Raw genomic sequence first — 16,969 nt, 5'->3', positions numbered from 1 at the left:
ATGATGTTGCGCTTTATTCACCTATGCCATATAAGTAAAAATTTTTATGTTGACATTGACTTAAATCCAATACCTGTGAATGAAATTCTCAAGTTGATTTTGAAGAAAGAATTTCTCCATTTTTTTTCAATGTCACCCAGAGGATAATTTGTCGGAGTCTGGAGGCATAAGCTATTTAGTACCTAAAACCCTGATTTTGAGAAAAGTTACCAAGTTGTCCCAGCCGCCATGCGACTCTCAAAAGCATTGATTTTAACTTTCCTGTTGGGGATAACCGTTCTTCTCGCGTTTGAGGCTTTCTTCTAAGGCTTGAATTTGTTCGCGACGAGCTTCCAATTCTAAGGAACGCCTCGCTAAATCTTGGTTTTGCAACGTCAAGGATTGCCGCCAATGTTCTGCTCGCTCGGCTTCGTGCTGCAAAAACTCTGGGGTAATGCCGATAGTGAGGTAGTTTTGTACCAAATGGAGTACCCAGTTGGTAGCGTCTTCTATTCTTTCAATCTCGCCTGTTGAGGAAAGTTCTACTAAAACAAGCAAGTTTTCACTCATGTTCTTTCCCTTTCCTAGCAGAATGAAAGCCTCTTCTGGAATTATCGCCCACAAGTTATCAGCTTCTTGACGCGCTAACAAGCGTAACTGGTGCTGGTCTAAAAAATCGTTTTTACGCACCTGGGCTAGATATAGCATGAGGGTCGCTTCGCTCCAATTAAAAATTAAAAATTAAAAATTAAAAAAATTTAATAAAATAATAAGTCCCAGAAGTGATATTTGGATATTGTTAATTGGTAACAGGTAATTGGAATTATTAACACTCCCATTACCCATTACAGTTATCCTAGACCACGCAGGCTATGCCTACATTAACCCCTTAAGGCGATCGCGCAAAATTTCAGCTTGCTTTTGTGCTTCTGCTAAGGCATCTCGCGCCCCTTGTACCACATCAGCCCTAGCTCTATCTACGAAACTAGGATTGTTTAATCTGGTACTCAGGGATTGAACTTCGGCTTCAACTTTACTCAAGCTCTTTTCTAGCTTGGCACGCACAGCTTCAATATCTACCACACCGCTTAGAGGAATTAGCACTTGTATTGTACCAATTACACCTGCGATCGCATTTTCTGATTCTTGTGGTTGCTCTAATTCTTTCTGGGGGAAAAAGCGTCCCCATAACCTAAGTCTCGCTTGAGCAGTTAATAAATTTTGGCTAACAAACCAAGCTGTGTAACCAAAACCAACTAATTCAAAGAAAGTTCCGACGATGGGAATGTCATCAATGGCATTTCCCGCAGCTAAACCCAATCTAGCAAAGACAATGGCCACAAGAATTAAGCCAATTATCTTCAAACCCCTCTGAGGTTTCTTTGCAGTAACAGTTTGGTTTTCTTGTTTGTCAGTAATGGTTAAAATCTCAACCTTCGCCAAATCTTTAATATAAGACTGTCCAGCAGTGAGAATTTCCCGCTCCTTCTCGCTTTCAGTTTGCAAATTCGCTGTCACTTTTACCCCTGGCTTAATATCCGCTTCTGCGCGCAAATTCCGAATTGTGCGGATAGTAGCAATCAGCAATTCAAACTGTTCTTCTAAAGCTGGATCAATTAGGTTTGCATCTACCTGGGGATAGATTTGCAATGGTAAAGTTTGCGGGGAATCTGCTGGTTGTTGGGTGAGAGTTTGCCAAATTTCTTCGGTAATATGAGGCATCAACGGATGAAGCAGTTTTAAAATTCCTTCCAATATGTAGCCGAGGGTTTGCTGTGCTACCCGCCGCGATACTGGATCGGCATCTGCTTGCAATCTGGATTTTACCAGTTCAATATACTGATCGCAGAAATCACCCCAGATGAATTCGTAGAGTCCTTTTGCTGCTTCCCCTAAACCGTAATTATCGATGTAATTGGTGGTTTGTTTGATAACTTGATGATACCGCGAGATGATCCAGCGATCGCTCAATTCTGTAGCGACTGGATTCCCCAATTGCTGCGGCGTTTGTCCATCCAAATTCATCATCACAAACCGGGCAGCATTCCACAACTTATTTGCAAAGTTGCGGGATGCCTCTACAGATGCTGATTCATCCTTTTTGCGATCGTATTCCAGGCGGATATCTTGACCAGCGCCAGCCACTTCCCTAATTAGGGTATAGCGCAGGGCATCAGTACCATATTTGTCAATTAATAACAGAGGGTCAATGCCATTACCTTTGGTCTTTGACATCTTCTGACCTTTTTCATCCAGCACCAAGCCGTGGATGTAAACTGTTTGGAAAGGCATTTGCTGCGTAAAATGCCCAGCCATCATTGTCATTCTGGCTACCCAGAAAAAGATGATGTCAAAGCCTGTCACCAAAGTAGTAGTCGGGTAATAAGTTGCTAAATCTTGAGTTTGTTCTGGCCAGCCTAAAGTCGAAAATGGCCACAGTCCAGAAGAAAACCAAGTATCCAGTACATCTGGGTCTTGTTCTAACTTGACATTTTCGCCAAATTGTAATTTAGCTTTTTCCCAAGCTTCGGTTTCCGACTTTGCCACTACAAAGGGCGTGTTATCGGTAATTTGCCCATCCGTTTCACTGATAGCGTACCAAGCCGGAATTTGGTGTCCCCACCATAATTGACGAGAGATACACCAATCTTTGAGTTTTACTAACCAATCACGATAGACCTTTGTCCAGCGTTGGGGGACAAACTCTGGAGAAGTTTGCTGGTCGAGGAATTCGAGAGTGTTGTCAGCTAAGGGGCGAATTTTGACGAACCATTGAGTTGAGAGGAGGGGTTCAATAGGTACTTTACCGCGATCGCTGTAGGGAACGGTATGCTTATAATCTTCTATCTTCACCAAAAAGCCATCTGCTTCTAGGCGAGAAACCACATTCTTTCTAGCAACAAAGCGGTCTTGTCCTTGAAACTCCCCAGCGTTGGCGTTGAGAGTGCCGTCTTTGTTCATAATGTTGATTAACGGCAGATTGTGACGCTTACCCATGTCGAAATCATTCGGGTCATGGGCGGGAGTCACCTTTACGCAGCCTGTGCCAAAAGTGGGGTCAACAAATTCATCGCCAATAATAGGAATTTCTCGTTGTAGAATTGGCAGAGTTAGAGTTTTGCCAATGAGATGTTTGTAGCGATCGTCATTGGGATTAACAGCTACAGCCGTATCACCCAGCATCGTTTCTGGTCGAGTTGTCGCCACCTCTACAAAACCGGAACCATCGGTGAGGGGATAGCGGAAGTGCCAGAGATTTCCATTCACCTCTTGATTTTCCACTTCCACGTCAGACACAGCCGACTGAGAAGCTGGACACCAATTAACTAAATATTCACCACGATAAATTAAGCCTTCTTCGTAAAGGCGAGTAAATGCCTCCACAACAGCTTTGGATAAACCCTCATCCAGGGTAAACCTCTCCCGTGACCAGTCCACTGAGACACCCAAGCGTCGTAGCTGATTCAGAATTGTTCCTTCAGACTCCGCTTTCCATTGCCAAGCGCGTTCTAGGAATTTCTCGCGCCCCAATTCGTAGCGAGTCTTCCCCTCTTTCTTGAGTTGCTTTTCCAGCATACTATGCACAGCAATGCTGGCATGGTCAGTTCCGGGTAGCCATAGGGTATTGCGTCCCTGCATCCGGTGGTAGCGCACGAGGGTATCAATTAAGGCACTTTCAAAGGCGTGACCCATGTGTAAGCTGCCGGTGACATTCGGGGGGGGAATGACGATGCAGTAGGGTTCGCCGCCTTTGTTGGGGTCAGCTTTGTAAACTTGGTTGTCTTCCCAGAATTTTTGCCACTTGGCTTCAGTGGAAAAGGGGTCGTAGAGACTGGGGAGATTGGGAATGGTTGCGGTCATGCGGGAAAACTAAGGAAGGACTCTAATAAATTTTGCCACAGGGTTGGAGAGGGATTGATGGAAACGAACCGCAAAGGACGCAAAGGACACAAAGGAAGAGGAGGAAGGTAAGATGAGGCAACCAAGTGTTCAGTTAGAAAATCTAGCTTATAGGGTGATTGGAGCGGCGATTGAGGTACATCAGGTATTAGGAGCGGGGTTTTTAGAGGAGGTTTATCACAAGGCGTTGAGAGAAGAATTTCTGATTCGCGGAATACCTTATGAGTTTGAGCATCCAGTAAAAGTACACTACAAAGGTCGTTCAGTAGGCGAGGGCAAATTAGATTTTTTGGTTGGAGGCTCTCTAATTGTTGAATTGAAAGCTGTCCAAAACTTAATCCCCATTCATGAAGCCCAAGTCCTCTCCTACCTTAAAATGACTCATTATCCTCTAGCCCTTCTCATCAACTTTAACGTCCCTCTCCTCAAAGATGGCATCAAACGCATTATCCTTTCTTCTTAATCTTCTTTGCGCTCTTTGCGTCCTTTGCGGTTCGTTCTCCAAACCCATGAAACACCAAACAACCTCCCCTTGGACATTCATCCCCACCCTATATTTCACCTCCGGCATACCTTACATCATCATCAACACAGTTTCCGTAATCTTTTACAAAAAACTCGGAATTGATAACGCCCAAATTGCCCTTTGGACAAGCTTTCTCTATCTACCTTGGGTCATCAAAATGTTTTGGGGCCCAATTGTTGATATTTACTCTACCAAACGTAAATGGATACTTTATACCCAATTTGCCATGTTTTGCTGCTTGGGTTTGATAGCCTTCTCCTTACAACTGCCAAATTTCTTTTTTATCTCCCTTATAGCATTAACAATAGGAGCATTTATTTCTGCAACTTATGACATTGCCACAGATGGCTTCTATCTGCTGGCTTTATCTCCAGAACAACAAGCCTTCTTTGTCGGCATTCGCTCACTATTTTATAGAATGGCTGTTATCTTTGGTTCTGGAATATTAGTAGTCTTAGCAGGTCAGCTTGAAGTATCACTCAATAATATTCCTTTAAGCTGGACTATTGCTATTGGGTTCTCAGCTTTAATTTTAGCAATCCTGTTTATTTCCCATCGTCTATTTTTACCATTGCCGGAATCAGATAAGCAACGGCAAATACAAGTTAGAGAAAATATACCATTTTGGTCAATCATTAGCTCATATTTTGCTCAAGATAAAATTATTAGTATTTTAGCCTTTATCTTACTCTACAGATTTGGCGAAGCGATGCTTGTCAAGATAGCCTCTTTGTTTTTATTGGATAAACCAGAAGTAGGTGGTTTAGGGCTATCAACGTCAGATGTCGGGCTAGTCTACGGTACATTTGGGGTAATATCCCTAATTTGTGGAGGAATTTTAGGAGGCTTGCTAATTTCAAAACATGGATTAAAAAAGTGTTTATTTCCTATGGCTTTGGCATTAAACTTACCTGATATATTTTATGTATATATGGCTTATGCTAAACCTTCGTTAAAATTAATATATCCCTTGGTTTCATTAGAGCAATTTGGCTATGGTTTTGGATTTACGGCTTTTAGTGTTTACCTAATGTATATTTCCCAAGGTGAATATAAAACTTCTCATTTTGCCATATCCACTGGCATTATGGCTTTAGGAATGATGCTACCTGGATTAGTTAGCGGTTATCTCCAAAAATCTTTTGGCTATCCATTATTTTTTATCTTGGTTTGTTTGTTTACTATTCCTGGAATGATTGCTATCTTTTTTATTCCTTTAAAGGAAGAATCGAAGCGTCAAGATGAGTAATCTTATTACAAATCTATAGCAATTCTAAATGAGTTATAAAAAATAGAATTTTAATCGAACCACAGAGGCGCAGAGAACACAGAGAGATAAGAAATGGAGATTTTACAAGATGATTTAGGACTGCTATATGACTTATGTTTTGGGGGTAGATGGCGGTGGTAGCAAGACTGTTTGTGTCTTGATGGATGATTTGCGTCAAGTGCTAGGTTACGGTGAAGCAGGCCCATCTAATTATCAAAGTATAGGTATTGAAGCAACTTTAGAATCTATCAAATCTGCAATTAAGAATGCTGTTGAGGCAGCAACAATTACAAATAGCGTGAATATTAACGCGATATGTCTGGGTTTAGCGGGTGTTGGTCGTGCAGCAGATATTGAATTAATAAAAGGTTTAGTTGAAGAGTTACAATATCACAAATTTCTCCCTATTACTTGGGCATTGCAAGCAGAGAATATTGTAATTTGTAATGATGCTTTAATTGCTTTAGTTGGTGGAATTGGTCAGCCTGTAGGAATTGTGGTTGCAGCAGGTACTGGTTCGATAGTTTTTGGCCGAAATAATGAAGGACATACTAAGCGAGTCGGCGGCTGGGGGTATATTCTAGGAGATGAAGGTAGCGCCTATAAAATTGCGATCACAGGCATGAATGCAGCATTAAAATCTTATGATGGACGGGAAATATCAACGAGTTTGATAGAGGGTTTCAAACAGTATCTTGATTTGGAAAGTATAGAAGATTTAATAGAAGTAGTATATCGGCGAGAATGGGGAGTTAAACAGATTGCGGCTTTAGCACCAATTGTAGATTTTGCAGCAGCGTCAGGTGATATAGTAGCGAATATTATCATTGATGATGCTGTAAAAGAGTTAGTACAAGCTACATCTACAGTAATTAATGCAATTTTTACTGCCGACTCAGTTTTAGAAGTAGTCACAACGGGAAGTGTATGGCGTGGTAGATGCAAAATCCATGAAAGATTTGCAGCGTCTCTTCTTAAGAAGTTTCCTAATGTAAACGTGATTTTTCCGAGGTACGAACCTGCTTATGGTGCTGGGTTATTAGCTTTGCAGACAACTCAAAATTGACGCGAAGAAAGCAAAAATAAAAGTTTTCAGTTTGCAAATATGCGCCCCAAAAAAGTTATTATTTCAGACCAAGCTGCGGTGGTAGCACTAGAATCGTAACGATAACCGTCGTCGCGCATGAATGTATGTTCTGCTTCATACAAGAAAACTTGGTGAGGTATGTTAGCATCCTCCATTGCTTTGATTATGATTTGGCGATCGCTATCTGGTATATGAGGGTCAAGAGTACCGAACACCATTAGCATCTCACCTTGGATTTCATTTACCCTGTGGATTGTATCGGCTACCTCTTTACCCAGTTTACCACTGGGAATACCAGTCGGGTAACAGCAGACACAAGCACGAATTTCGCTTTGAAATGCTGCGCGGAATGCTAAATGTCCACCAATACAAAAGCCTAGAGTGCCTATTTGATTTGGAGAAACTGCACTCTCTCCTTTAAGGAATTCAATCACAGCAAGGCAATCGGCATCATAATCAGCTACCGAGATTCGACGCGCATCGTCATTTCCCCGCATCCGTCCCAGATCGTCTGGCTCAATTACTAAACCAACTGGCTCAATTCGATGAAAAATTTCTGGGGCTGCAACTACATAGCCGTATCCTGCTAAGTAGTTAGCTAGACGAATCATTGGATCACCTAACTGATAAATATCACTGTAGAACACAATACCAGGGTATTTTCCTGCTGCTTTAGGAGCCGCAACATAAACACGCATTAAACTGCCATCGACTCTTAACTCAATGTTGCGCTTAGTAATTTGCACTTTTTTGTCTCCGTGTATATCAATATGGCATCTAGCGATCGCCTCATCGCAATAATCCGCTTAAAGATGCGTTAGTGTTGCAGGACGAAGTACAGCCCAATGCCATTTTGCGTCTTTAATATTGAACTGCTTGTAGTATTCTTCTACATTTTTCAAAATCTACAGAACGAAATTAGATTAATTTATTGATAGTAAAAAACATCCCATCTCCGGGACTTACATCTGAAATGTGCTTTTTAAGACTTAGGTATTTCCAAGAAATAAATTATCCCAATCAACATACCACAGAGGCGATCGCAGATGATGACTGTTGGGAAATTACTAAATAAACAAGTACAGCAAGGAAATCATCAAAATCCAGAGGTTAGCTATTTCTGGTCAATTTCCAACTTCAACTCTTGTAAAAGTTCAGTACTAATGGGTGAAGTTGCCAAAATTGGATGCTTAATACCTCCCCAAATACTTCCAGTGCGGATACGATAGGAAACTAATATTTCAGAAATTTGACTAGAGATTAAAACCTGTGGTGCTGCAAGTTGACCGATGGCTCTAGCTCTTTGGTAATGATATGATTCTGATAAAGCTAGATCCAATTGTTCGACAATAATTTCTGGGGTTTCTTTTGCCGAATCTAGTAATAAAATATAGTGTGGAGGATCGGCAATGGGCATCAAACTTTTAAAATTAGTTTCTTGCAAATTTAACATATTCAGAGCATTTTTTACAAAGGTTTCTTGCAACTTTTCGCCTACCAAATCGCTAATAGCCTGATGTCGTCCGAGAAACTCTAAACAGGGAGTGTGGCGATAGTAATGAGTTACCCGGATGCGATCGCCAATCCGATAACGATACAATCCTCCTTTCTGGGATAAAATAATTGTGTATTCCTTGCCAATGTTGAGTTCATGTAAACCATGCAGGGAACCAGTCTCATCCTCGAACTCGAAAAATACTTCATCGAGAATCGGCACACATCCCCCAGCTACAATCAAGGGAATCGTTATTGGGGCTTCTGTTGCTAGCAGTCCTTTACCTTGAATTAATACGCCTGGAAATTTTAATCTTAATCCTTGCGCTTGATCTGCTGCATTGGCGCTATCCCAGCAAGAAATCAGCTTCAAATGTGGCCAGAGTTGCATCCAGGGAATATTACTTTCGCTAAGGAGTTGCAAGCGATAATGTGAAATTCGATTGTGTAATTCTTCTCGCAATAAATCCTGATTTTCTTGAATATATTTTAAATGTACTTGTAGAAAACTTGGACTCCAAATAGAGATAATTTCTAGTTTTTCAGCTTCTAATAATGCCAAAGCCAGTTGATGTTTAAATAAGTTCGCGTCATGCAGTCGATTAAGTTTATTTGGCATCACCAACCAAGGACGCAAAAACAAACGTAACCAGCCATCTAAGTAATCTAGATCGTTCTGTAAAGTTTGGCTATCAGCTACATTTAATTGCGGCGAGATACAAGCATAAAGCTTCCCTGTGGAAAATTTCGGCCCATGTATAATCAGATCGTGCGCCCATACACAGAACATCTGATTAAACGATCGCCGCAAAGATTGAGTATAAGGAATCCATTTTACTGCCCCACTACTACCAGAGGTTTTTTCATAGAACAAAATGGGTTCTGGTGTGAGGGAAATTTGCTGCTGTTTCTGATTCAACCAGGGTTCGAGTGCATCATAATCTACGATTGGTACACGCTGCCAATCGTCTATAGAATGAATCCCCAAAGTTTTACCATACTCACTATTGATGAGGCGATCGCAAATCTCTCTCTGCAAAGATGTCTGCATTAACTCTGGGTTATCCAAAGCTTGATGAAATCGCCTCGCAGTTGGCGCGAGGATTTGCCCAAAAATCTGAATAATCGGACGCATTATTGCACCTTTTGATTAGGATAAAGGTTACTGACTGCTGGTATATAAGAACCATCACCAATGATTACACCGGCAGCAAGATTAGATCCAGCACCGACAAAGACATTGCTGCCAATCTTGACTTTTTTGACATACAACATTAAATTTTGCTTGCGGGGTTTAATGATGTGAGAATAGATACCTACACCATGCCCGATAACGACGCGATCGCCAATTTCTAATAAACTGCGATCGGCAATCTCCAATCTTGTTGTCCAGTATACATCTCGCCCCACTTTAGCACCCCACAATCGCAACCAACACGAAAACACCCCCGGAATCAGTCGCAGCACTGCTTCCAATACCGGAATTGCAATATAAATTACCTGGATTTGATGACTACCCCACCAGGGACTATATTCTTTACCTTGTAGATAACTAATCCCCTCCCGCACAGGATAAACCCATTCATGCAAGCGGTAAACTAGCACTGGTAGCCCATAAATAGAAAAGAACACCGCCAGAATACTGAAGATGTTGGGTGAATAGGCGAGATAGACTATTGCTGCCCCAGTTAGCAATAATATAAAGGTGGGAAAAAACGAAAGAATTTTACTTATAACTGTCATGAGAAAGGGAAGAAAAGTTTTTGAAACAAGTTTAATGAGCTAGAAATTCCGATTATAGATGGCAATTTTTTGCTTTCATAATATGTTCCATGTAACTTATCCCAAATTTTCAGATTAGCCCCATAGTTATAATTGTGGATTTCGCGGCAATGATGCCAAGCATGATCCTGTGGTAAGATTAGCCAAGAAGATAAAAATTGATAAAACCACCTATTCTCAGGAATTATCAAACTGCTATGCCGCCATAAATCTAAAGCAGAAGTTAGACTTACTCCAAGTAAATAACCTATTGGATCGGCTAACAGATACAAAAATAAAGTGTGTATCCATAAATAAACAATTAACAAGCTTGTCCAAAGTGTGTTGCGAGAAGTTCCTAGTACATCCATCTGAGTGACAGTATGATGTACTTGATGAACATTCCACAACAATTTAGTATGTAATAAACGATGATTCCAATAATATAAATAATCAACTACAACAAAACTGATAATAAAAGCCGGAACTACTGATACTTTTAAACATCCTTGTTGAGTGGGTAATAAATATTGATAAAGCCAATAAACTAAACTAGCTTGTAGTAAGGGAATCAAAATTCCTTGAATCGTTAATCCTGTACCATCTAGCAACCAATCTTCACGACTTTTAACTTTTAGTTGAGTTCGTCCAACCTGATTGGTAATAGTCCAACCAACTAATCCAATAAAAGAACCAAAAATTAGTAGTTGTGAAAAGTTCTGTATTCCCACTTCTGATTGCTCACGGTGATTTGGATTAATTACGAATTATTCTTAGAGGATGTTTGAAAAGTCCTTTTCTTAGTAGCAAAACATTTTATATCCCCATAAATTCCCCTTAAAAAGGGGGACTTTGATTCCAGTTCCCCCCTTAAAAAGGGGGGTTAGGGGGGATCAACAAATGCCTAAAATCACAGCTAAATACTTTTCAAACAACCTCTTAAACCCAAAATGTAACTTTTACTGATTGATTTGGCAATAAACGCGGATCTTCTCCACGAGATATAGCTACCATAATTGACTCAACAAATATATGAATTGTGTCCGCAGAGGTATTATAAAATTGTGTCCCGTATTTAGCGATCGCTTCCCCCTGAATACCTAAAATTTCCACATCTTGGCGGATAATGTGTTGAGCAGTCCACCGCACAAAGGGACGTGCTAACTTATTCCAAATACCATAGTTATAAGTAACATCCGTGTAAACCAGAGTTGAATTATCGGTTTCTGGAATAGATTGACTGGTAATGAACAAATGGCGATTATGTGCCATCTTATACTCTACAGAGGTAATGTTTGGCATATAAAAGCGATCGCTATGTTTAATCTCTGCACCCTGCAAATTTAGAAAACGGCTGTACCATCCCAAATTACTGTCTTCATTGCGATACTCCACCAAAACAGAACCATTCCACCGTTCAACAGTCATCTCTAACTTTTGTTGGCGGGAAGTACGGAAAACACCAGGATGAACAAAAGCCGTATGGGGAATATCAATAAAGTTCTCCGCACAATTAGTAACATTGTTAGCAAAACGGTTAATTACCCGCACCGTCTCCCATCCTGTTTGTCCGTAGTGAGGCATAGAAAAGGGTTCAAAATCAACGCTATTGGCTAACCGCACATAAACATAGCCATCCTGTTCTTTGGTAGCGTAACACTTGGCTCGACGCTGTGGTGAAGGTTTGAAATCATCTCCTTCGGCTGGAACAGCAATAACGTTCCCAACCGCGTCATATACCCAACCATGATAGGGACATTGTAAAGCACCGTTACAGATTTTACCTGATGATAGACGGCTATTGCGGTGTAAACAGCGATCGCGCAAAGCTACGGCTTGTCCATCTTCACCGCGAAATATCGCTAACCATTCTCCTAAAACAGTGCGTGATAATACCTTGTTAGGTTGTAACTGTTCGCTGAGTGCGACAATGTACCAGAAATCTGCAAATTGCATGGTGGGTGGGAAAGAGCGTATTAAATTATGGCAATGTCTTAAGTAGAACTGCATTGCTGTATCTATCAAATTCCAAAAGAGCTAATTTACAATTCAAAATGAGATAACCTGAGATGGGAAAATGATCATGACATTACAACAATTGCAAAAGCAGATATTAGAGTTACCAATTAGCGATCGCTGGATATTAGTGCAGATCCTTTTGGAGTCGCTACAGCAAGAAACTAGTTCTGAATTGAAAAAGGGTAACTTGTCCCGACTGCGAGGGATTGCAAAAGGTACAGAAATATCAAGTGAAGATGTTGAAGTAGATTATGTTAACTATCTGACTGAAAAATATCAATAATGCGAATTTTTGCGAGTCACTATTACGAATCCATACTTGCTCTTTTAGTTTTTTTTAATCACCATCTAAACCTTACGAACTTGAACATTACCTGTAAGCTCAACTTGACAAGCTAACCGAACATTCGGAATATTAGCTGCTAACGTCTCCAACGTTTCCTGTTCATCAGATTGAGCAGGAGGAATATCACCAATAACCTCAATCAGACAAGTGCCACAAATACCAGTCCGACAACCAAACAAAACAGGTGAATTCTGAATCGTGAGATGTTCGGATAAATTTTTATGGGGTTGTAGAGTCAGGGGAAGATAATCAGTTCCCGGAAAAGATATCTTACAAAAGTCAGACATATATTTATTGCAAAGTATTCACTGAGAGTATTTTTAGTAATTGTGTAACGGTCAAGCTTAAATGCAACAGATCCCCTTTACATCACTACCAATATTTGGGTTTTGTCGATTGTAGTGCAAAGTTGAGCATCTACCATTCACCAAAATTATTTCAAATTAAACAGAAATGGTTTGACAGATGAAATCATACGCTCTAGCTCAGTCTTATTGTGTATGAGAAGATCGTGCCCCCATAATTCATTCGTGTTATCAGAGCAATCTTTTGCAAGAGCTTCTCCAATTTTTTCAAAACTCTTCTTAATATCTCTCCTTAACCTCTCTGGTTCAGATAACACCCCAATAACAAATACTCTATTTTTTACATCATCTGGAATCCGACCCTTTACATAACTCAATCTCTCTTTATCCTCATCAAAATCAATCAGCAAAGCAACCATTGTGTCTGGATATTGTCGCATTATAGAGGCATAATCATTCGTGAATTTCTCCAAAACATTTTTCCAACCACCAGCCTCCGGTAGAACTTGAATAGCGCGGCTATTGAGGTTTAAATTAAGAATAAATCCGTTTGCAATCTGACGATTAGCATCATCTTCAGGCAACACAAGAATGTGCGGTCTATGCTTATTTATGCTCATAGTTCTATATCACCACGAATCAAGGCATCTACAAGATCACCTTGAAAAGACAGATCACTGAGCAATCTGATTAAAGTTGGCTCTAAGTGGCTTTTTCGATCAAGTACAAAGGTATTTTCATTTGAAAATTTTCGGATTGCTTCAGGATTATGAGATGTCACCAAAATTTGACCAACATTCTTAAAAGAGCGTCGTAGTGATGTTAGAAAATGTCCAACCTCTGATATAGCGAGATAGTTATCAGGCTCATCCCAGAAGCAGAAAAGAGGGCCGTATGATTCGTTGGCAGCTAAGACAACAGAGCAAAGAAAAAAGCATTTTTCTCCGTCAGATAAGGCTTCAAAGTCAACACTCAGATTCGCATTATTTTCTTGAAACCGAACAATCATGCTTTTGGAGTCTTTGCCGATTAGTTCATTCAGAAAATCCTTAATATCAGGCATAACTTCACGGAGATATTGGACAACCTCTGTGTACGCAGCAGGATATCGACTCAATAACCCAGAAAACCACTCTCCAAAGTTTGAACCATCCCGTTTTGGCTCCAAAGTGTCGCCGTTGGAGTCTCCTGTCATCAAGCTTGGGATGGGAGCTAAAATAATCATGTGAGCAAGCCAAGTCTTGAACATACGGAGTGGATCAGTTTCTGATTGCTCCTGAATTACTGGAAGGGCGACAAGATGCCAATCAACCAAAAACTGAGCCTCATAATTTTGTGAACTGTTGTGAAGAGTGACTTTTGCTTCTTTTCGAGAGTATATTGGATCTCCTGAAACTAGCAGCTGCTCTTCAAAAACTCGAAGTTCTTTAAATCTTTCTGGCAACTCTAAAGCAAGCGCATATTTGTATAATTTATTTTCAATTAATACTTCTATTTCAAACCTGATCGGAACATCAGACCTTCCACGAGCGAAATCCTTTGACTGGACAAGTTGACCAACTCTATTTATGCCTCGACCAATCTTCTGAAGTACCTCTAATGCAGCAGCAGTAGTTGATTTACCTGAACCGTTTTTTCCAATCAAGAGAGCAGATGACATCCCCTTTATGGGCAGTTCAAAGTTTTCTAGGCATCTGAAGTTGTGTATATATAGTCTTTGGAGCATAGGAAAACGATTCTGAGGAGTGGAAAGTGAAAGAACTTTTTGATCTGTCTAAGTAGTGAATAAGCATTGCCAGAAAGATCCTGAAATTTCAGGTGCTTTGCTGATCTACAGAGGGATTAGCTACATATTAGATTACATTTACTTTCATCACAAATGCTATCCTCGATAAATGGGAAGTGATAGAAGAGCGATAAGTAGGTAGGCGTGAATATTTATCGTTAGGATAAAGCAGTAGGCAGAAGGAAAAAGGGTTTGAGCCTAATCGCTTGTATATCGTTATACACCAACTATTCTCTTTACCAAATGTAAACAAACCAGTATAAGTTGTTATACTTTTAATTTACACAAACTGAATTTCCCTTATTTTTAAAAGTCTATTCATGTGCAGCAAATCCCTGTAAATTATCAGTATAATGCTGTTCAAAACCTTGAAAAGCCCTTTGCTGAGTCGCCAAATATCGAGAAATTGAATTAGTAGCCATCAGCGACATATCCCGATTACGTTGCCAAAGATAATCGAGCTTTCCAACATACACCTGATAAGATTTCATCGCCTCCTGATGAGTTGAAAAACTGCGCTGCAATCCTTCCGATTCCTCAGTAAAGCAACGCCGCATCATTTCTTTAGCATCTTTATCACTCATCTCAAAAATTGGCGATCGCAACACCCGATAAATCTTGCCATACAGCGCCGGATCGTACCAAAAAATCCCGTTTATCGCCGCCGAAAAATGAAAATGATCGCGCTGACATCCCAGCAATCCTAAATTAGCTACCAGTCGCTCAAAAGCAGTCGGTGGCTTAAGACAAGTGATAACATCGTGAGATATAATTGTCGAACTATTGAAGTGAAAGCTTTCATCCATGAAGTGATAATAGGAGACTTTAGCAGGAATGGGAGCGGCTTCAGGATAAGGATGTTTTTGATAATAATTGCTGAGTTTGTGCTGTACTAATTTGCCGTTTAATGTCCGCACTCCCCGGACTGTGAAATACTGACAAGCCAAAAAAGTATTATTCGCAGAAATCAGCCCAAAGTATTGAAGCTGAATTTTTTTCCACCAAGTTTTTAGGGCATTGGTGTCAGCATAAACCATCGTTTCTGTAAAGGGGCCGCGCATGGGGTAGGTAAAGATAAGTTCCCCAAACAACGCTTGTTCAACCTGTTTAGCAATTGTGCGGAAGGCGTTAATGTGCGATCGCTCTTGGGCGGATTCCAAATCTAAGGTATCGCAGATTAAGCGAAAATCTTCTTGGGCGTAAAGTCCGGCTGCACTGGTTTGATTGAAGAAGATGGTTGCAATTTCGGCAGAAACAATTTGTGAGTAGTAAGCTACCCAGTAAAGTTGGTTTAAAATTATACGCTGATGTTGGCTGGACTGCTCCCATAAAGGTGTACCGTATAGCAGGGAAAATTCCTCTGGATTCCAATACTCGTTTTGGCAATCCTCATAGCGAAAATTGTTAACTGCTTCATCCATTAAAGCAGTATGATCTTGCTGTTTGTTGCGCGTGTGGTTAATTTGTAATTTGCGATGAATATTTTTTTCCATATCCGTTTTTTTTTGACGCAGAGATAAGATTAATATTTATTACACGCATTGATGGGCGGGGAGTGGTTCAAAGGCTCCGCGTTCTTCTAAATTTTGCAGGATAGACTGGGCTGATGTTCCCCCCATGAGCGATCGCAATATTTGTAATCGCGTTCCGCTATGAGTTTCTGTATCTAGTTCTTCTAAGATTTGGATTTTTTGCGATCGCGTCAGATGTCCTTTGACTTGTTCGATTGCTGCAAGTACGCTTTGTGGCCCCACCTGTACCATAAACAAAAACTGTGCCAATACATCGAGAATTGTTGTTTGACTAAATGCTGAAACAGTAATTTGATTAAATAAGGTGGTTCCCGTAGCATGATGGCGGGATTCAGATTGTAAAAAACTGGAAAAAAGTTCTGCTAAAACTGGATAGCAACATTCCTTCGCTAAACGTCGATAATGGCTTAAACCCCATCCTTCTAAAACGACTTGCAGCACAAACAACAAAACTGTTTTATCTGCACTTTCAACCACTTCTGATAATAAGCGTAAAAACGGATCGTCTGTGCTAGTTACTACCATTTCCGGCAAAAAATGGCTAATTTGGTGAAGGTGACTAGCTTCATCAGCCGTAAACAATCCATAAAGGATTCGTTCTTCAACTGTTTCGGCTAACAGTACCATTTTTGCCATGTAGCCAACGCCTGCTTTTTCAATAAAATATGATTCTTCTAACAGGCTGCGGTTGGCAAGCTCCAGAATAGCAGATTGTTCCGTAATATTAGATTCTTGAAAAATTTGGACTCGATGTAATTTGAAAAATTCAGCATCCCAATAATTTAATTGTGGGTAATTAGCACAATAATTCTGATTGGGTAACGCTGCTGTTAATATCCGTCGTAAACTGTCATAAGAATTTGTGTGTGGTAGATCAAAACCAACAATATTATATTTAAAATTCATGTTTTTCTGCTAAATTAAATTCAATTCAGGATATCTTATTCAAGAATATGCTAATTTT

The 16,969-nt window shown here is 40.3% G+C and carries 16 protein-coding genes; 4 read left to right on the top strand and 12 right to left on the bottom strand.

Annotated elements, in window-relative coordinates:
- Positions 1 to 252: 252 nt before the first annotated feature.
- Both IQ274_RS00650 and IQ274_RS00645 read right to left on the bottom strand, forming a co-directional pair.
- Positions 253 to 687, bottom strand: coding sequence for a hypothetical protein (locus IQ274_RS00650; RefSeq protein ID WP_193867056.1), 435 nt, complete (start codon positions 685 to 687; stop codon positions 253 to 255).
- 168 nt (positions 688 to 855) lie between these two features.
- Positions 856 to 3,840: a valine--tRNA ligase gene (locus IQ274_RS00645; RefSeq protein ID WP_193867055.1), complete on the bottom strand. Its 2,985-nt coding sequence runs from the start codon at positions 3,838 to 3,840 to the stop codon at positions 856 to 858.
- 112 nt (positions 3,841 to 3,952) lie between these two features.
- On the opposite strand from IQ274_RS00645, the gene IQ274_RS00640 reads away from it, so the two are divergent.
- The 3 genes from IQ274_RS00640 to IQ274_RS00630 all read left to right on the top strand — a co-directional run bounded on the left by IQ274_RS00640 (position 3,953) and on the right by IQ274_RS00630 (position 6,741).
- On the top strand, positions 3,953 to 4,342 hold the full coding sequence (locus IQ274_RS00640) for a GxxExxY protein (protein ID WP_193867054.1): 390 nt from the start codon (positions 3,953 to 3,955) through the stop codon (positions 4,340 to 4,342).
- 46 nt (positions 4,343 to 4,388) lie between these two features.
- Positions 4,389 to 5,654, top strand: coding sequence for an MFS transporter (locus IQ274_RS00635; protein ID WP_193867053.1), 1,266 nt, complete (start codon positions 4,389 to 4,391; stop codon positions 5,652 to 5,654).
- Between the two features lie 127 nt (positions 5,655 to 5,781).
- Positions 5,782 to 6,741, top strand: coding sequence for an N-acetylglucosamine kinase (locus IQ274_RS00630; protein ID WP_193867052.1), 960 nt, complete (start codon positions 5,782 to 5,784; stop codon positions 6,739 to 6,741).
- A gap of 26 nt (positions 6,742 to 6,767) precedes the next feature.
- Here IQ274_RS00630 and IQ274_RS00625 read toward each other — a convergent pair whose 3' ends face one another.
- The 5 genes from IQ274_RS00625 to IQ274_RS00605 form a co-directional block, all read right to left on the bottom strand.
- Positions 6,768 to 7,508 (bottom strand): dienelactone hydrolase family protein, encoded by a 741-nt coding sequence (locus tag IQ274_RS00625; protein WP_193867051.1) that lies wholly within the window; start codon positions 7,506 to 7,508, stop codon positions 6,768 to 6,770.
- Positions 7,509 to 7,876: 368 nt separating this feature from the next.
- Positions 7,877 to 9,391 carry a GH3 family domain-containing protein gene (locus tag IQ274_RS00620; RefSeq protein WP_193867050.1) on the bottom strand — a complete coding sequence of 505 codons (1,515 nt, stop codon included), beginning with the start codon at positions 9,389 to 9,391 and terminating at the stop codon, positions 7,877 to 7,879.
- Entirely contained in the window at positions 9,391 to 9,999 is a 609-nt protein-coding gene (locus IQ274_RS00615; RefSeq protein WP_193867049.1) for a DapH/DapD/GlmU-related protein, read from the bottom strand. The genes IQ274_RS00620 and IQ274_RS00615 overlap by 1 nt, the downstream gene beginning before the upstream one ends.
- Positions 9,996 to 10,748, bottom strand: a complete 753-nt coding sequence (locus IQ274_RS00610) for a sterol desaturase family protein (protein WP_193867048.1) — start codon at positions 10,746 to 10,748, stop codon at positions 9,996 to 9,998. Before IQ274_RS00610 ends, IQ274_RS00615 begins: the two co-directional genes overlap by 4 nt.
- Before the next feature lie 208 nt (positions 10,749 to 10,956).
- Positions 10,957 to 11,973 (bottom strand): aromatic ring-hydroxylating oxygenase subunit alpha, encoded by a 1,017-nt coding sequence (locus IQ274_RS00605; RefSeq protein ID WP_193867047.1) that lies wholly within the window; start codon positions 11,971 to 11,973, stop codon positions 10,957 to 10,959.
- Between the two features lie 127 nt (positions 11,974 to 12,100).
- On the opposite strand from IQ274_RS00605, the gene IQ274_RS00600 reads away from it, so the two are divergent.
- Positions 12,101 to 12,319, top strand: a complete 219-nt coding sequence (locus IQ274_RS00600; RefSeq protein WP_193867046.1) for a hypothetical protein — start codon at positions 12,101 to 12,103, stop codon at positions 12,317 to 12,319.
- 65 nt (positions 12,320 to 12,384) lie between these two features.
- Here IQ274_RS00600 and IQ274_RS00595 read toward each other — a convergent pair whose 3' ends face one another.
- From IQ274_RS00595 to IQ274_RS00575, 5 genes are all read right to left on the bottom strand, one after another.
- On the bottom strand, positions 12,385 to 12,669 hold the full coding sequence (locus tag IQ274_RS00595) for a 2Fe-2S iron-sulfur cluster-binding protein (protein ID WP_193867045.1): 285 nt from the start codon (positions 12,667 to 12,669) through the stop codon (positions 12,385 to 12,387).
- Positions 12,670 to 12,815: 146 nt separating this feature from the next.
- Positions 12,816 to 13,307 (bottom strand): hypothetical protein, encoded by a 492-nt coding sequence (locus tag IQ274_RS00590; RefSeq protein WP_193867044.1) that lies wholly within the window; start codon positions 13,305 to 13,307, stop codon positions 12,816 to 12,818.
- Positions 13,304 to 14,413: an AAA family ATPase gene (locus IQ274_RS00585; protein ID WP_193867043.1), complete on the bottom strand. Its 1,110-nt coding sequence runs from the start codon at positions 14,411 to 14,413 to the stop codon at positions 13,304 to 13,306. The genes IQ274_RS00590 and IQ274_RS00585 overlap by 4 nt, the downstream gene beginning before the upstream one ends.
- Before the next feature lie 374 nt (positions 14,414 to 14,787).
- Entirely contained in the window at positions 14,788 to 15,966 is a 1,179-nt protein-coding gene (locus IQ274_RS00580) for a P-aminobenzoate N-oxygenase AurF (RefSeq protein ID WP_193867042.1), read from the bottom strand.
- A gap of 39 nt (positions 15,967 to 16,005) precedes the next feature.
- Positions 16,006 to 16,911, bottom strand: coding sequence for a ferritin-like domain-containing protein (locus tag IQ274_RS00575; protein WP_193867041.1), 906 nt, complete (start codon positions 16,909 to 16,911; stop codon positions 16,006 to 16,008).
- Between the last annotated feature and the right edge of the window lie 58 nt (positions 16,912 to 16,969).

The organism is Nostoc sp. LEGE 12447, from assembly GCF_015206985.1.
Lineage (GTDB): Bacteria > Cyanobacteriota > Cyanobacteriia > Cyanobacteriales > Nostocaceae > Nostoc.
This window is presented reverse-complemented; position numbering and strand designations above follow the sequence as displayed.